Genomic DNA, 16,373 nt, shown 5'->3' on the forward strand with positions numbered 1-16,373 from the left:
AAAAAAAAGGGGCGCGGGAAGCTTCCTTCCCACGCCCCTCTTGCTCGTCCGGCGGCTGCTTAGGCGGCGAGCTTGCGCAGCACGTAGTGCAGGATGCCGCCGTTCAGGAAATACTCGAGCTCGTTGACGGTATCGATCCGGCAGCGGGCCTGGAACGTCTCGGTGGTGCCGTCGGCACGGACCAGCGTGACCTCCACGTCCTGGCGCGGGCGCAGGCCCGCGACGTTCTGGATGGTGAAGGTCTCGTCGCCCTTCAGCCCCAGCGACTGGCGGCTGACGCCTTCGGCGAACTGCAGCGGCAGCACGCCCATGCCGACCAGGTTCGAACGGTGGATGCGCTCGAAGCTCTCGGCGATCACCGCGCGCACGCCCAGGAGGTTGGTGCCCTTGGCCGCCCAGTCACGCGACGATCCGGTGCCATATTCCTTGCCGGCCACGACCACCAGCGGGGTGCCGTCCGCCTTGTGACGCATCGCTGCGTCATAGATCGGCATCACCTCGCCCTCATACTGGGTCATGCCGCCCTCGACGCCCGGCACCATCTCGTTCTTGATGCGGATGTTGGCGAAGGTGCCGCGGACCATGACTTCGTCGTTGCCGCGGCGCGCGCCGTAGCTGTTGAAGTCTTTGCGCGCGACCTGGTGCTCCTGGAGGAAGCTGCCCGCCGGGCTGTCGGCCTTGATCGAGCCGGCCGGGGAGATGTGGTCGGTCGTGATCGAGTCGCCCAGGATCGCCAGCGGCTTCGCCTCGATGATGTCGGCGACCGGCGCCGGCGTCATCGACATGCCTTCGAAATAGGGCGGGTTGTGGATGTAGGTCGAGCTGGTCGGCCAGCTGTAGGTGTCCGAACCCTCGACCGAGATCGCGCTCCAATGCTCGTCACCGGCATAGACGTTGCCGTAGCGCGAGCGGAACATCTCGTCGTCGATGTTGGCCGCCATCAGGTCGGCGACTTCCTGGTTCGTCGGCCAGATATCCTTGAGGAACACGTCCTGGCCGTCCGAGCCCTGGCCGATCGGGGTTTCGATCAGATCCTGGGTGACGGTGCCCTTCAGCGCATAGGCGACGACGAGCGGCGGCGAGGCGAGGAAGTTGGCGCGCACGTCGGCCGACACGCGGCCTTCGAAGTTGCGGTTGCCCGACAGGACCGACGCGGCGACGATGTCGTTGCCGTTGATCGCCTGGCTGATCGGCGCCGCGAGCGGGCCCGAGTTGCCGATGCAGGTGGTGCAGCCATAGCCGACGAGGTTGAAGCCGATGGCGTCCAGGTCCTCGGTCAGGCCAGCCTTGTTGAGGTAGTCGGTAACCACCTGCGAACCCGGCGCGAGCGAGGTCTTGACCCAGGGCTTCGGCTTCAGGCCCAGCGCACGCGCCTTGCGAGCGACCAGGCCGGCGGCAACCAGCACCGACGGGTTGGAGGTGTTGGTGCAGCTGGTGATGGCCGCGATCACGACGTCACCGTCGCCGATGTCGTGGTCCTTGCCCTCGACCGCGACGCGCTCCGGCTGCTCCTTCTTGTAGAGCTTGGTGAGGTCGCCGTTGAACACCTCGTCCACCTTGTTCAGGCTGACGCGGTCCTGCGGACGCTTCGGGCCGGCGAGGCTGGGGACGACGCTGCCCATGTCGAGCTCAAGCGTGTCGGTGAAGATCGGGTCTTCGCGACCGGCTTCGTGCCAGAAGCCGTTGGCCTTGGCATAGGCCTCGGTCAGCGCGATCACTTCCTCCGGGCGCGCGGTCAGGCGCATATAGTCGATCGTCTTCTCGTCGATCGGGAAGAAGCCGCAGGTCGCACCATATTCCGGCGCCATGTTGGCGATGGTCGCGCGGTCGGCGAGCGTCATCGACGACAGGCCCGGGCCGTAGAACTCGACGAAGCGGCCGACGACGCCCTTGGCGCGCAGCATCTGGGTGACGGTCAGCACCAGATCGGTCGCGGTGATGCCTTCCTTGAGCGCGCCGGTCAGCTTGAAGCCGACGACTTCCGGGATCAGCATCGACACCGGCTGGCCGAGCATGGCGGCTTCCGCCTCGATGCCGCCCACGCCCCAGCCGAGCACGCCGAGACCATTCACCATCGTGGTGTGGCTGTCGGTGCCCACCAGCGTGTCGGGATAGGCGATGGCGCTGCCGTCGGTTGCCTGCGACGACCAGACCGACTGCGCGATATATTCCAGGTTCACCTGGTGGCAGATGCCGGTGCCCGGCGGAACGACCTGGAAGTTGTTGAGCGCCTTGGAGCCCCACTTCAGGAACTCATAGCGCTCCATGTTGCGCTGGTACTCGAGCTCGACGTTCTGCTCGAACGCCTTGGGCGTGCCGAACTCGTCGACCATGACCGAGTGGTCGATGACGAGGTGGACGGGAACCTGCGGGTTGATCTTGGCCGGATCGCCGCCGAGCTTGGTGATCGCGTCGCGCATCGCGGCGAGGTCGACCACGCAAGGGACGCCGGTGAAGTCCTGCATCAGCACGCGCGCCGGGCGGTACTGGATCTCGCGGTCGGAGCGCGCGTCCTTCTGCCAGTCGACGATCGCCTGCGCATCGGCCGGGGTGACGGTGGTGCCGTCCTCGAAGCGGAGCATGTTCTCCAGCAGCACCTTCATCGAGAAGGGCAGGCGGCTGATGTCGCCGAGCTTCGCCGAGGCCTTGGCGAGGCTGTAGTAGCTGTAGCTCTTGCTGCCGACCGTGAGCGTGTCACGGGTGCCGAGCGTGTCCTGGCCGATGGCGGTCATAGGTGGACTTGTCCTTCCAGTCTGCGCGGCGCGGACGGAGGGGCGGGAGGGGGTCCCGCTCGGGCGCGCCGCCATCAAAAGCGAATGCGAGATTCGCGGCGGGCTGTAGCAAGGGGGTGCGGCTGTGGGAAGTGCGGGTTCTTACCTGCGAAAGGGTCGCAAAAAGAGGGAGTTCTGGAACTCCCTCCGGGGTTCGCCGCTTCCTTCCTGCGAAGATGCCGCAGGAGCCACCGTCCATGCCGACCGTCCATTCCCCCGCCTGGCCCGAACGCCTCTGGATCGTGCGGCACGGGGAAAGCGCGGGCAATGTGGCGCGCGACGCGGCCCACGCGGCGGGCGCCCCGCGGATCGCCGTGGGCACCCGCGACGTGGACGTGCCGCTCTCCCCCCGCGGCGAGGAGCAGGCGCGCGCGCTCGGCCGCTGGTTTGCGCGGGGCGAGGCGCACGGCCGGCCGGAGGTGCTGCTCGCCTCCCCCTATGCCCGGGCGATGGAGACGGCGCGGCTGTTCCGCGAGCAGGGCGGCACCGCCATTCCCGAAGAGCCGATCTGCCCGGACGAGCGACTCCGCGAAAAGGAGTTCGGTATCCTCGATGGCCTGACCACCAGCGGCATCGTCACGCTCCAGCCCGAACAGGCGGAGTTCCGCCGGCTGCTCGGGAAATTCTACCATCGGCCGCCGGGTGGCGAGAGCTGGTGCGACGTCATCTTCCGCCTGCGCTCGCTGATGGACACGGTGGGGCTGCACTATGGCGGCCGCCGGGTGATGATCGTCGCGCATCAGGTCGTGGTGCTCTGCCTGCGCTACGTCATCGAGCGGATGAGCGAGGCGGAGATCCTGGGCATCGACCGGGAGGGAGACGTGGCGAACTGCTCCGTCACCGAATATCGCTATGATCCGGACAAGGGCCGCTACGGCGGCCTGGCGCTCGTCCGCTACAACGAGACGGCGCCGGTGGAGGAAAGCGCGGTCGCGGTCACCGCCGAGCCGGACCGCAGCGCCGGAGTGCGCGGATGAGCGGACCGACGGCAATCGACAGCGCCTGGCTCGCCAAGAATCCGCTGCCCATCCATGGCGAAGGCACCGACAAGAACAGCCGGGGACGGGTGCTGGCTGTCGGCGGTTCCCGGCGCGTGCCGGGCGGGCTGCTCCTGACCGGTGAGGCGGCGCTCCGAGTCGGCGCCGGCAAGCTGATGCTCGCGACGATCGCTTCGGCAGCGCCCTTGCTCGGGGTTGCAATGCCCGAAGCCGGAGTGACCGCGCTCCAGGAGGACGCGGACGGCGAGATCGCGGGCGAGGCGGGCGCGCTGGCGCAAGAGTCGCGGCGCTGCGACACCATCGTGGTGGGGCCGGCCATTTCGGATCGCACGGCAGCGATCCGGCTGGTGGAGCAACTCGCGGACGATCCTCCGGAGGATGCGGCACTGGTGCTGGACGCGGCCGCCGTCGCCTGTGCCGGGCCGCTCGCCGAGCGGCTGGCCTCGGCCTTCGGGGGCAGGCTGGTTCTCACGCCGCACCTCGGCGAGATGGCGGCGCTGTGCGACTGCGAGCCCGAAGAGATCGCCAGGGATCGCGAGGGCGTGACCCTGCGAACGGCAGAGCGCTTCCAGGCCGTGGTCCTGCTCAAGGACAGCAGCACGCTGGTCGCGGCACCCGATGGGCGGACGCTGTTGCGCTATGCGGGTGGCGGGGTCGGGCTTGCCACGGGCGGCTCGGGCGACGTGCTCGCGGGCGCCATCGCGGGGCTGATCGCGCGCGGGGCCGATCCGCTGGTCGCCGCCGGCTGGGGCGTGTGGCTGCACGGCGAGGCGGGGGCGGCGCTGGCGATGGCAAACGGGCCGATGGGCTTCCTCGGTCGTGAACTGCTGCCCCAGCTTCCGCGACTGTTGCCGCGCTGACCGTCGCACAGGCAATTCCGTTCGGCGCAGAGTTGGAGTATCGCGCCGGCCCATGAACCGGCCTGCGCTCTCGATCGTGATCCCCTGCTACAATGAAGAAGCGTGTCTGAACGCGCTCCACGCGCGCGTCTCCGCCGCGGCCCATACCGCGGTGGGGGCCAGCCACGAGATCGTGCTGGTCAACGACGGCTCGCGCGACGGCAGCTGGCCTGTCATGCAGCGCATTGCCGCTGCGGATCCGTGCGTCGTCGCCATCAATCTTTCGCGCAACCATGGTCACCAGCTGGCGCTCACCGCCGGGCTCGACCTGTGCGCGGGCGAGCAGATCCTGATCCTCGACGCCGATCTTCAGGATCCGCCCGAACTGCTGTCCGACATGCGCGAGACGATGGTGCGCGAGGGCGCCGACGTGGTCTACGCCGTGCGCCGGAAGCGCGAGGGCGAGTCGCTGTTCAAGAAGCTGACGGCGGCCATCTTCTACCGCGTGCTCGATCGCGTCACCGACACGCCGATCCCGCTCGACACCGGCGACTTCCGCCTGATGAGCCGGCGTGCGCTCGACGCCTTCCTGTCGCTTCCCGAACAGGCGCGCTTCATCCGCGGCATGGTCGCCTGGGTCGGCTTCCGCCAGGTGCCGTTCCTCTACGATCGTGCCGAGCGCCACGCTGGCGAAACCAAATATCCGCTAGCCAAGATGATGCGCTTCGCGTTCGACGCGATGACGGGCTTTTCCACCGCGCCGCTGCGGCTCGCCAGCCACATGGGGCTGGTGCTCACCGGCGCGTCGGTGCTGCTGATGCTCTACATCGCCGTCGGCTGGGCGATGGGGAATGCGGTCCAGGGCTGGACCTCCACCATGCTGGTGGTGGTGTTCCTGGGCGCGGTGCAGATGTTCGTGCTCGGCATGATCGGCGAATATCTCGGCCGGCTCTACGTCGAATCGAAGCGCCGGCCGCTGTACCTCGTCGCCGACGTGGCAGGCCCGGTGCAGGGCCGCGCCTCGCTCGGCTATCGCGCCGGCGAGCCGGGCGAAGTCATCTACGCGCCCCGCGGACCCGGCGCGGCGGAGTAGGCGTGAGGACGCGGAGTATACCCGTTCGTCCTGAGTAGCCATTGAGCGAAGTCGAAATGGCGTATCGAAGGACTGCCACCGGTGCTGCGATACGGGGCTTCGACAAGCTCAGCCCTTACTCAGCACGAACGGTTCGATGCGAAATCCTTGCGCATCATGCCCGCAGGAGGGTCAAGCCCGTCGCGACAGCAGCGTGATCAGCGACAGGCCGGGCGGCAGGGGCATGCGGCCCACCAGGTGCCGCTCCAGCGCAAAGATCTTCTCGAACGCCAGGTTGAGCGGCTTCGCGGGCGGTGAATCGTCGCTGTCGTCCTTGCCGGTCAGCTTGCCGACGGCACGGGCCGCCAGCGCCGCCGGGAACAGCAGCGAGTTGAAATAGCGCAGGCCGTTGTGGGCCAGGCCTGCGTCGGTGATCGCCTTCGCCAGCGTCGCCTTGGAATAGCGGCGATGGTGGTGGTTCACCACGTCGTGCGCGCTCCACATCCACTGGTGCGCCGGAACGGTGACCAGGATCTTGCCGCCCGGCTTCAGCCGGCGCGCCATGCCGGCGAGTGCCGCGACATCGTCCTCGATATGCTCGACGACATCCAGCACCGCGACCATGTCGTAGCTCCCCTCCGGAACGCCGGTGAGCTCGGGAAGCGGCGCCTCGCCCACGGGCTTGCCGAGCCGCGCGCTGGCGATGTCGCGCGCCTCGGCGTCGATCTCGATCGCATCCACGTCACCGAACGCGGCCAGCATCGGCAGGTTGTGGCCGGTGCCGCAGCCGATCTCCAGGATGCGCGCGTCCTTCGGCAACCCCGCATAACGCCCGATATAATCGGCAAGGATGTCGCGACGGGCACGATACCACCAGTGGGTGGAGTCATGCGCTGCCATGCGATCGTAGATGACGCGGTCCATATCAGCCAAACACCAGCCAGCGGTTGAGGATGAAGGTGAAGATCGTGGCGAGCGCCACGGCCGGAAGCAACGGCGCCCAGGCAGGAAGCCCGAACAGCGCCGTCCCCACCCAGGTGATCGCGGCGTTCAGCGCCATGCCCGATCCCTGCACCGCCACGAACTGCAGCTGCTGGCGGATACCCGGATGGCGGGTGCCATGGCCCTTGAAGCTCCAGCGGCTGTGCAGGAAGAAGCCCGCGGTCACCGCCACGGCGAAGGCGAACGGCACCGCGTAGACCGCATGCTCCCGCGGAAAGACCCAGGTGGTGAGCGGCAGGTACACCGCGGCATAGATCAGCGTTGAGATGCCACCCGCGATGCCGAATCGGATCAGCTGGCCGAGCATGCCGCTCGTCCGCATCGTCTCGACCCGTCTCAAGATGGTGTCCACGCCCGTCTCGCCCTTGCCCTTTGCGCGCCCGCCACTAGAGCCGGCGCCGAGCGCGCGGGCAGTATCGTGCCCGCCGGGGTGAGGAAAGCGGTTTTGAACGACGGGTCGGGCAAGCTCAGTCTCGCACAGATGCTGGAGCGCCATTGGGTGCGCCGGGCGCTGCTGGTTTGGGTGGTGATCGCCACCGTCTATCTGATGCAACGCTGGCCGCAGATCCACTGGCTGGTGCTCAACGACACCGACGACAACATGCGGCTGATGCAGGTCCGCGGGCTGCTCGGCGGCCAGGGCTGGTACGACCTGCGCCAGTACCGCCTCGATCCCCCGGCCGGGATCGACATCCACTGGTCGCGGCTCGTCGACCTGCCGATCGCCGGGCTGTTCCTGCTGTTCAAGCCGTTCACCGGTGCGGCGCTTGCCGAGCGGCTGGCGTGCGGCATCGCGCCGCTTCTGCCGCTGGGCATCGTGCTGGTCGCGATCGCCGCCACCGTCCGCCGGCTGGTCGCGCCCCAGGCATGGGCGCTCGCCATCCTGTTCCTGTTCGGCTGTTCCGCGACGCTGCCGATGTTCATGCCAATGCGCATCGACCACCATGGCTGGCAGCTCGCCTGCCTCAGCGTGACGGTCGCGGGCCTCGCCGATCCGCGCAAGGGCAGGGGCGGGGCGCTGGTCGGCATCTCGAGCGCGGTGTCGCTCACCATCGGCCTGGAACTGTTGCCCTATTGCGCGATGGCAGGCGGCCTGGTCGCGCTGCGCTGGGTGTGGGACCGGGCGGAGGCGCGGCGGCTCGCCGTCTATGGCGCGACGCTCGCCGGCGGCAGCGCGCTCGGCTTCGTCGCCTTTGCCTCCAACGCCAACTACGCGATGCGCTGCGATGCGCTGACCCCGGTGTGGCTGTCGGTGACGGTCGCGGGCGGCGCGGCCCTGTTCGCGCTCTCGCGGCTGCCGCTCGAAAGCCGCCTCGCGCGGCTCGCGGCCGGCGCCGCCGTGGGCGCGGTGATCGCGGGCGGCTTCGCCGTGCTGTTCCCCAAGTGCCTGTCGCGGCCGGAGGGGGTGTCGGACGAACTCGCCAACCTCTGGCTCAACAACGTCCGGGAAGCCAAGCCGATCTACAAGCACCCGCTGCGCATCGCCGTGCCGATCGCGGTCGTGCCGGCGCTGGGCCTGTTGGGCGCATGCCTCGCCTGCTGGCGCGCCCGGCGCAATCCGGAGCAGCTGGCGGGCTGGGCCGCGATCGCGCTGTTCACCGCCTTTGCCGGGGCGATGCTGCTGTGGCAGATCCGCGCCGGCCCCGCCGCACAGCTGCTGGCGATCGCAGGCGAAGTGGCGCTCGCCTGGATGATCCTCACCTGGTTCGTCAGCCGCCGTTCGACCGCCATCAAGGTCGCAGGCGCGGTGCTTGCGGTCGTGTTGCTGCTCGCCGGGCTGTTCTCCGCGACGCTGATCCAGCGCCTGCGACTCGACCCGCCGGATCGGCGGACGCTGATGGTGAACCGCGCCAGCGCGCGCTGCATGAGCATCTCGGCACTGGCAGAGCTGGACCGCATTCCCGCGGCCACCATGTTCACCCACGTCGACCTGGGCCCGCGGCTAATCGTGGGCACGCATCACAACGGCATCACCGGACCCTATCATCGCAACGAGCAGCCGATCCTGGACGTGCACCACGCCTTCCAGGGCAGTGCCGATGCGTTCCGCGAAATCGCCCGGCGCCACGGCGCGACCTATCTGCTGGTCTGCCCGAACCTTGCGGAAACCACGCTCTACCGCGCGCGCGCGCCGGAGGGCTTCTACGCCCAGCTTGCCAAGGGCCAGGTGCCGGCATGGCTGGAGCCGGTGCCGCTGTCGAAGCGGGCACCGTTCAAGCTGTGGCGGATCCGCTATGCGGACGCAGTCACGCCCGCAGCGCCGGCCCGCTGATCGGGATCAGTCCGGAAGGAAGCGGCTGACGACGTCGCGCGCCAGCCGCGAGGGGCGGCGCGTGTCCGAATCGAGCGAGCACCAGGTGCTCTGCACCTCGGCCAGCACTTCCTCGCCGCGCTTGATCAGCGTGGAGAAGAAGGCACGCGCACCCTGGACGCGCTCGGCAACCACGGTCGCGATGATCGCGTCGTCCAGAAAGGCCGGGCGGCGATAGGTGATCTCGTGCTTGAGCGCGACCCACAGGTGCTGGCCGACCGCCTCGGCAGGAGCGACCTTCTCCCAATAAGCGACGACGGCTTCCTGGACCCAGGACAGGTACACCGCATTGTTCACATGACCCATGTGATCGATGTCGGCAGGTGCCACGGCGAGCGGGTGGAGGTGCATGGGAAACGCCTGCGCGCCACTGACAATCCTGTCAATTGCTTTGGGTGGAACCGTCGATGCGCTGCGCTGCATTCACCACGTCGGCCGCCCGAAGCGCCGCCAGCAGGCGCATCAGGTGGGTCGCGTCCCGCACCTCCAGGTCGATGGTGTTGGTGTGGAAGGTGGTGTCGCGGTTGTCGAGCCGCAGCCCCAGGATGTTCGCCTTGTGCGCGCCGATGATGGTCGCGATCGCGCCCAGCGCGCCCGGCTCGTTCTTCAGCGTCACCGCGATGCGCGCAGTGCCGCCTTCCGCACCGTCGCCCCAGGCGACGTCGATCCAGTCGGCGTCGTAGCGGTCGGCGAGCGAGGGGCAGCTGATCGCATGCACCTCGATGCCGCCACCGGGCTTGCGCAGCGCAACGATGCGATCGCCGGGGACCGGGCGGCAGTCCTCGGCCAGGTCGAAGGCGACCCCCGGCGTCAGCCCCTCGATCAGGATCGGGGCGCGCTGCCCGAGCAGCTGCTTGGCACGGGCGCCCGCGGCGGTGCCGGGCATCAGCGCCTCGATCACGGCTTCGTCGTCCAGCTTGCCGTTGGCGATCGCGTCGCGCAGCGCGTTTTCGTCCGACAATCCCAGCCGCTTGAGCGCGTCCTCCACCGCTGCCGCGCTCAGCGTGACCGGCAGCCGCGCGACGATGTCGTCATAGAGCTTGGCGCCGAGCGCCAGCGTCTCCTCGCGCTCCTTGTGCCGCAGGTGGCGGCGGATCGCGGCCTGAGCCTTGCCGGTTACCGCGAAGTTCAGCCAGTTGCTCTGCGGCTCCTGCGCCTTGGAGCGCAGGATCTGCACCTGGTCGCCGTTGCGCAGTTCGGTGCGCAGCGGCACCACGCGACCGTTGACCTTGGCGCCCACCGCCTGGCTGCCGAGATCGGTGTGGACCGCATAGGCGAAGTCGATCGGCGTCGCGCCCTTGGGCAGCTGGTGCAGCTCGCCCTTGGGCGTGAAGGCAAAGATTCGATCCTGGTACATCGCCATGCGCGTGTGCTCGAGCAGCTCTTCCGGGCTCTCGGCCGTGTCCAGGATTTCCACCAGGTCGCGGATCCAGCTGACCTGGGTGTCGGGTCGCACCGCGTCCTGCTTGTAGGCCCAGTGCGCCGCCATGCCGAACTCCGCCTGGGCATGCATGGCGCGCGTGCGGATCTGGATCTCCACGCGCATGTTCTCGGAATGGATGACGCTGGTGTGCAACGAGCGATAGCCGTTGCGCTTGGGCGTGGAGATATAGTCCTTGAACCGGCCCGGGACCATCGGCCAGCGCCGATGGATGATGCCCAGCGCCCGGTAGCATTCCTCCTCGGTCTCCACGATCGCGCGGAAGGCCATGATGTCGGTCAGCTGTTCCATGCTGACGTGGCGCTCCGACATCTTGCGCCAGATGGAATAGGGGTGCTTTTCGCGGCCGGAGACCTCGGCCTCGATGCCGCTGCGCTCCAGCAGCTGTTTCAGCCCGCCCGCGATGCTCTCGATGCGCTCGCGGCCGCCGGTCTGCAGCTGCTCCAACCGGCGCGTGATCGACTCGTACGCCTCCGGCTCGATCTGCTGGAAGGCGAGCGTCTGCATCTCGTTCATGAATTCGTACATGCCGATCCGCTCGGCGAGCGGGGCGTAGATCTCCATGGTTTCGCGCGCGATCCGCCGCCGCTTCTCGGACTTGGCGATGTGATGCAGCGTGCGCATGTTGTGCAGCCGGTCGGCCAGCTTCACCAGCAGCACGCGGATGTCGTCGGACATCGCCAGCAGGAACTTGCGCAGGTTTTCCGCCGCGCGCTGGTTCTCGGTCTGCGCCTCGATCTTCGACAGCTTGGTCACGCCGTCGACCATGCGCGCCACCGACGGCCCGAACTTCGCCTCGATCTCCTCCGGCGTCGCGACCGTGTCCTCGATCGTGTCGTGGAGGATCGCGGTGGCGATCGTCTCGTCGTCCAGGTGCAGGTCGGTCAGGATGCCCGCCACCTCGATCGGGTGGCTGAAATAAGGGTCGCCCGATGCCCGTTTCTGGCTGCCATGGGCATGCATCGAAAAGACATAGGCGCGGTTCAGCAACGCCTCGTCGGCCTCCGGGTCATAGCCTTTGACCCGCTCCACCAGTTCATATTGTCGCAGCACGGGAACTAGATGGGGTGGCTCGCTGCTGCTTTGCAACGAAATTCTCCCGCTTCAGGGGGAGATTTGCTTCGTTGGCTCTCGGCGATGCGGCGCAGCATCGCCGGGCTGGCGGCGGAGCGAAGACCGGCCTCGCTCCGCCCCTGGATCAGCCGGCCGCCTGGCCGGGCGTGTTGACGCCCATCGACTGGAGGTAGCGCTTCACGTTGCGTGCCGCCTGGCGCAGCCGCTGCTCGTTCTCGACCATGGCGATGCGGACATAGCCCTCGCCGTTCTCGCCATAGCCGACGCCGGGTGCCACCGCGACCTTGGCATGGGTGAGCAACTGCTTGGAGAACTCCAGGCTGCCGAGGTGGGCGAGCGCCGGCGGCAGGGGCGCCCATGCGAACATCGAGGCGGGCGGGGAGGGGATGTCCCAGCCGGCGCGCGCGAAGCTCTCCACCATCACGTCGCGGCGCTTGTGATAGAGCTGTCGGTTGCGCTCGACGATGTCCTGCGGGCCGTTGAGCGCCGCACAGGCCGCCGCCTGGATCGGGGTGAACGCCCCGTAATCGAGGTAGGACTTCACCCGCGTCATCGCCGCGATCAGCTGCTTGTTGCCGACCGCGAAGCCGATCCGCCAGCCCGCCATCGAATAGGTCTTCGACAGTGAGGTGAACTCGATCGCGACATCCTTCGCGCCCTTCACCTGCAGGATGGAGGGCGTCGGCTTGCCGTCGAAATACAGCTCCGAATAAGCGAGGTCGGACAGGATCCAGACCTTGTTCTCCTTCGCCCAGGCGACCAGCCGCTCGTAGAAGGCGAGGTCGACCGCCTCCGCGGTGGGGTTCGACGGATAGTTGACCACCAGGATGCTCGGCCGCGGCACCGTGAAGTTCATCGCGCGCTCGAGGCTTTCGAAATAGGCGTCGTCCGGCGTCGTCGGCACCGCGCGGATCGTCGCGCCCGCGATGATGAAGCCAAAGGTGTGGATCGGGTAGCTGGGGTTGGGCGCCAGCACCACGTCGCCCGGCGCCGTGATCGCGGTGGCGAGGCTGGCGAGCCCCTCCTTCGATCCCATGGTCACGACGACTTCGGTCTCGGGATCGATGTCGACGCCGAAGCGGCGGCCGTAATAGTTGGCCTGCGCCCGCCGCAGCCCCGGGATGCCCTTGGACGCCGAATAGCCATGGGCGTCGGGCTTGCGCGCCACTTCGCACAGCTTGTCGATCACATGCGGCGGCGGCGGCAGGTCCGGATTGCCCATGCCGAGGTCGATGATGTCCTCTCCGCCCGCGCGCGCGGCCGCTCGCATCGCGTTCACTTCGGCGATGACATAGGGCGGCAGGCGCTTGATGCGGTAGAATTCCTCGGACATCGGTCCCTCGTTGCTTGATGGAGCGTTCTTCTACGCCATTCGCGGGCTTGCGGGAAACAAAGTTGGCGTCCCGCACGCACCGGCCGCAACGAAAACACGCCCGCCCGATCAGGCCTGACGCAACCGCTGGCTTGCGCTACACCCGCCGGACGGCACCAGATCGAGAGGAATGTCATGGCAGACGATGCCGCACCCCCGCCGCCGGAGCAGCCGGCGATCCCCTCGCTCGCCGACCTCCAGCATTGGACGGCGGTGTTCGGCCGCGCGCAGCAGATGTTGCTGGAGCATGGCTTCGCCTTCCCGGCCGACAAGGACGCCAAACCGGCTCCGGCCGGTGACGCTGCTACCGCCGCTCTGCCCGCCTGGGCCGATCCGTTTGCCCTGGCGCAGGCCAGTGCCGATTATTGGGCGGACACGCTCAAGCTATGGCAGCGCTTCGTCGATCCCGCCCATGCCGAGCCCTATGTCGAGCCGGAGGCGCAGGCCCGCGACCGCCGGTTCAAGGCGCCGCAATGGCATGAGCAGCCGGTGTTCGACTTCATCCGCCAGAGCTATTTCCTGGCCTCCGAGCATCTGATGAAGGGCGTCGATGCGCTCGAGGGCGTCGAACCGCGCCAGAAGGAGCGGCTCCGCTTCCTCACCCGCGGCTTCGTCGACGCGATGAGCCCGACGAACTTCCCCGTCACCAACCCGCTGGTGCTGGAGCGGATCGTCGAGACGCGGGGCGAGAACCTGCTGAAGGGCCTGCAGAACCTGTTGTCCGACATGGCGCGCGGGCAGATGACTCACAGCGACGCCAGCGCGTTCGAGGTCGGGCGCAACATCGCGACCACCCCGGGCAAGGTCATCAAGCGCACCGAGCTCTACGAACTGATCCACTATGCCCCCACCACCGAGAAGGTGCTGGCAACCCCGCTGCTGATCTTCCCGCCGTGGATCAACCGCTTCTACATCCTCGACCTGACCGCCGAGAAGAGCTTCATCCGCTGGGCGGTGGAGCAGGGGCTGTCGGTGTTCGTCGTCTCCTGGCGCTCGGCCGACGCCAGCATGAAGGACGTGCGCTGGGACGATTATGTGCTGCGCGGCCAGATCGACGCGATCGACACCGTGCGCGCGCTGCTGGACGTGCCGGCGGTGCACACGGTCGGCTATTGCGTGGCGGGCACGACGCTCGCGGCGACCCTGGCGCTGCTGGCGGCGCGGGGCGAGTCCGAGAAGGTCGCCAGCGCGACCTTCTTCACCGCGCAGGTCGATTTCTCCCAGGCAGGCGAGCTGTCGCTGTTCGTGGACGATGACCAGCTGGAGCTGATCCGCACCCTCTCGGCAGAGGGGTTCCTGGACGGCCGGGTCATGGCCGCGACGTTCAACCTGCTGCGCGGGCGCGAGCTGATCTGGAACTATGTCACCGCCAACTATCTGCTTGGCGAGGACGCCCCGCCGTTCGACCTTCTCCACTGGAATGCGGACGTCACCAACCTGCCGGCGACCTGGCACCTGAGCTACCTGACCGATCTCTATCGCGACAACCGGCTGGTGCAGCCCGGGTCGATCGCGATCGACGGGACGCCGCTGGACCTCACCACCGTCCGCACCCCCAGCTACATTCAGGCGGGGCGCGAGGATCATATCGCGCCGGCGGAAAGCGTGTGGCGGATCACCCACCACTTCGAAGGGCCGCTCCGCTTCGTCTTGGCGGGCTCCGGCCACATCGCCGGCGTCGTCAATCCACCGTCCGCGGGCAAGTACCAGTATTGGCTCAACGACTCGCCCGGAGTGGAGACGCTCGCCGACTTCCTGGCCGGCGCGCGCGAGGTGAAGGGCAGCTGGTGGCCCGACTGGATTGAGTGGCTGCGCGGGATCGATGCTGCGGAGGTGGAGGCGTTGGGCGCACGCGTTCCGGGCGAAGGTGCGCTCCCGGCACTGGGGCCGGCCCCCGGAGAATATGTTCTGAAAAGATAAGCCTTCCCGGGCCGTTAGCGGTTTCGTGAGCAGCGATGCTGCGCCGCACAATCCCGATTGCAATGGGCGGCAACAAGGCGTATTTGTTGCAGCGCAGCAGCGTTACGCAGGAGGCCGTTCGCATGGCAGGCAAGGAACCCAAGGCAAAGGCGCCCGCGCCATTGGCTCGCAAGGCTCCGCCGCTTCGTGCCAAGCCGGCCGTGTCCCCGCCGCCTGTTGCCGCCGCCGCCGAAAAGAAGCCTGTCGAAGTCCCGTTCGTGGCAGCCGCCGCGCCGGAGCCGATCGAACAGCTCGTGGCTCCGGTGACCGCGCAGTTGGAAACCATCGCCGACAAGCCCGCCGACACCGCTGCCGCCGCGATGGCCGCAGCCGATGTGCAGGCGCATGCCGGGGAAACCAGCCCGGACGCCGCCCAACCGGCCGCGCCCGCGCCAGAGGAACGCACCATGATCCACACCAACGAAGCTGCCGAAGCCACCACCGACAAGGCGCAGGCCCTGTTCTCCGACTTCAACGCCCGCACCAAGGCGGCGATGGAAAAGAGCGCCAAGAGCGTCGAGGAAATGACCGACTTCGCCAAGGGCAACGTCGAAGCGCTGCTCGAGGCCAGCCGCATCGCTGCCAAGGGCCTGGAGTCGATCGGCCATGACGCCGCCGACTTCGGTCGCCGCAACTTCGAGAACGCGACCGCGACCATGAAGACGCTGGCGTCCGTCAAGTCGCCGACCGAGTTCTTCAAGCTCCAGTCCGACTTCTTCCGCGGCGCGTTCGACTCGTTCGTCGCCGAGACGTCGAAGAACACGGAAGCGATGCTGAAGCTGGCCGGCGATGCCGCGCAGCCGCTGTCGAACCGCGTCGCGCTCGCGACCGACAAGTTCAAGGTCGTCGGCGCCTGAACCCATCCACGCGTCGCATCCGACGCGGGAAGAAAAGGGGCGTTCGCGCAAGCGGGCGCCCTTTTTTCATGTCCGTTGCTCCGCTGTGACGGTGGTCCGGCTGTGCTGGTCCGGCACGGCCAAATCCATTGGTCCGCGCCCGCGCGGCCTTGCCCTTGCAGCGTGCGATGCCATATTTGCCGTTCGTGATGATCGATGCTTCCACCCTGCGCCCCCGCCTTGCAGAAGGCGGCGAGAACGACGACGATTCGGGCTCCGTCTCGGGTGTCGCCACGCGCACCCGCACGCGGACCAAGAAGCCGACGCCCTATCGCGTGCTGATGCTGAACGACGACTACACGCCGATGGAGTTCGTCGTCCTCGTCCTGCAGCGCTTCTTCCGCATGAACATGGAAGAGGCGACTCGCGTGATGCTCCACGTCCACCAGAAGGGCGTCGGTGTCTGCGGCGTGTTCAGCTACGAGGTGGCGGAAACCAAGGTCGGGCAGGTGATGGACTTCGCGCGCCAGAACCAACATCCGCTCCAGTGCACGCTGGAAAAGGCCTGATCGCCAGGCGCTGATCCCCGTCGCCCCTTGTGCTCCTGCGCAGGCAGGAGCCCAGGGCCGCACGCACCACCGACCATTGTTCTGCCTGGCCTTGGCTGCCGCTTGCGCGCCGCCCGCAACTGAGTAAAG

13 protein-coding genes are annotated in these 16,373 nt (G+C 67.9%); 7 read left to right on the forward strand and 6 right to left on the reverse strand.

Going from position 1 to position 16,373, the window contains the following annotated elements:
- Positions 1 to 59 precede the first annotated feature (59 nt).
- On the reverse strand, positions 60 to 2,732 hold the full coding sequence (acnA, locus tag EDF69_RS06890) for an aconitate hydratase AcnA (RefSeq protein ID WP_125962007.1): 2,673 nt from the start codon (positions 2,730 to 2,732) through the stop codon (positions 60 to 62).
- Between the two features lie 236 nt (positions 2,733 to 2,968).
- Here acnA and EDF69_RS06895 point away from each other — a divergent pair, with 236 nt between their 5' ends.
- The 3 genes from EDF69_RS06895 to EDF69_RS06905 are packed head-to-tail and all read left to right on the forward strand — an operon-like array spanning position 2,969 to position 5,701.
- A complete protein-coding gene (locus tag EDF69_RS06895) occupies positions 2,969 to 3,748 on the forward strand; it encodes a histidine phosphatase family protein (protein WP_132883201.1) in 780 nt (259 codons plus the stop codon).
- Positions 3,745 to 4,629, forward strand: coding sequence for an NAD(P)H-hydrate dehydratase (locus EDF69_RS06900; RefSeq protein ID WP_132883202.1), 885 nt, complete (start codon positions 3,745 to 3,747; stop codon positions 4,627 to 4,629). Before EDF69_RS06895 ends, EDF69_RS06900 begins: the two co-directional genes overlap by 4 nt.
- A 52-nt stretch (positions 4,630 to 4,681) precedes the next feature.
- Positions 4,682 to 5,701: a glycosyltransferase family 2 protein gene (locus EDF69_RS06905; protein ID WP_132883203.1), complete on the forward strand. Its 1,020-nt coding sequence runs from the start codon at positions 4,682 to 4,684 to the stop codon at positions 5,699 to 5,701.
- Between the two features lie 171 nt (positions 5,702 to 5,872).
- Here EDF69_RS06905 and EDF69_RS06910 read toward each other — a convergent pair whose 3' ends face one another.
- Together EDF69_RS06910 and EDF69_RS06915 are read right to left on the reverse strand one after the other, a co-directional pair.
- On the reverse strand, positions 5,873 to 6,604 hold the full coding sequence (locus EDF69_RS06910) for a class I SAM-dependent methyltransferase (protein WP_132883204.1): 732 nt from the start codon (positions 6,602 to 6,604) through the stop codon (positions 5,873 to 5,875).
- Between the two features lies 1 nt (position 6,605).
- The gene (locus EDF69_RS06915) at positions 6,606 to 6,989 is read right to left on the reverse strand and encodes a GtrA family protein (protein WP_132883284.1); all 384 of its coding nucleotides are present in this window, start codon (positions 6,987 to 6,989) and stop codon (positions 6,606 to 6,608) included.
- Positions 6,990 to 7,163: 174 nt separating this feature from the next.
- On the opposite strand from EDF69_RS06915, the gene EDF69_RS06920 reads away from it, so the two are divergent.
- The gene (locus EDF69_RS06920; protein WP_204991429.1) at positions 7,164 to 8,954 is read left to right on the forward strand and encodes an AcrB/AcrD/AcrF family protein; all 1,791 of its coding nucleotides are present in this window, start codon (positions 7,164 to 7,166) and stop codon (positions 8,952 to 8,954) included.
- 6 nt (positions 8,955 to 8,960) lie between these two features.
- Here EDF69_RS06920 and EDF69_RS06925 read toward each other — a convergent pair whose 3' ends face one another.
- From EDF69_RS06925 to EDF69_RS06935, 3 genes are all read right to left on the reverse strand, one after another.
- Positions 8,961 to 9,344: an acyl-CoA thioesterase gene (locus EDF69_RS06925; RefSeq protein WP_204991328.1), complete on the reverse strand. Its 384-nt coding sequence runs from the start codon at positions 9,342 to 9,344 to the stop codon at positions 8,961 to 8,963.
- Positions 9,345 to 9,375: 31 nt separating this feature from the next.
- Complete coding sequence (locus EDF69_RS06930; protein WP_132883206.1) at positions 9,376 to 11,487, reverse strand: RelA/SpoT family protein; 2,112 nt, start codon at positions 11,485 to 11,487, stop codon at positions 9,376 to 9,378.
- 145 nt (positions 11,488 to 11,632) lie between these two features.
- On the reverse strand, positions 11,633 to 12,841 hold the full coding sequence (locus EDF69_RS06935) for an LL-diaminopimelate aminotransferase (protein ID WP_125962013.1): 1,209 nt from the start codon (positions 12,839 to 12,841) through the stop codon (positions 11,633 to 11,635).
- Positions 12,842 to 13,015: 174 nt separating this feature from the next.
- Here EDF69_RS06935 and EDF69_RS06940 point away from each other — a divergent pair, with 174 nt between their 5' ends.
- The 3 genes from EDF69_RS06940 to clpS all read left to right on the forward strand — a co-directional run bounded on the left by EDF69_RS06940 (position 13,016) and on the right by clpS (position 16,244).
- Entirely contained in the window at positions 13,016 to 14,800 is a 1,785-nt protein-coding gene (locus EDF69_RS06940; RefSeq protein ID WP_132883207.1) for a PHA/PHB synthase family protein, read from the forward strand.
- 122 nt (positions 14,801 to 14,922) lie between these two features.
- On the forward strand, positions 14,923 to 15,696 hold the full coding sequence (locus EDF69_RS06945) for a phasin family protein (RefSeq protein WP_132883208.1): 774 nt from the start codon (positions 14,923 to 14,925) through the stop codon (positions 15,694 to 15,696).
- Positions 15,697 to 15,884: 188 nt separating this feature from the next.
- On the forward strand, positions 15,885 to 16,244 hold the full coding sequence (gene clpS / locus EDF69_RS06950; RefSeq protein ID WP_129342525.1) for an ATP-dependent Clp protease adapter ClpS: 360 nt from the start codon (positions 15,885 to 15,887) through the stop codon (positions 16,242 to 16,244).
- Positions 16,245 to 16,373: the final 129 nt, after the last annotated feature.

It is taken from the genome of Sphingomonas sp. JUb134 (genome assembly GCF_004341505.2).
Classification (GTDB): domain Bacteria; phylum Pseudomonadota; class Alphaproteobacteria; order Sphingomonadales; family Sphingomonadaceae; genus Sphingomonas.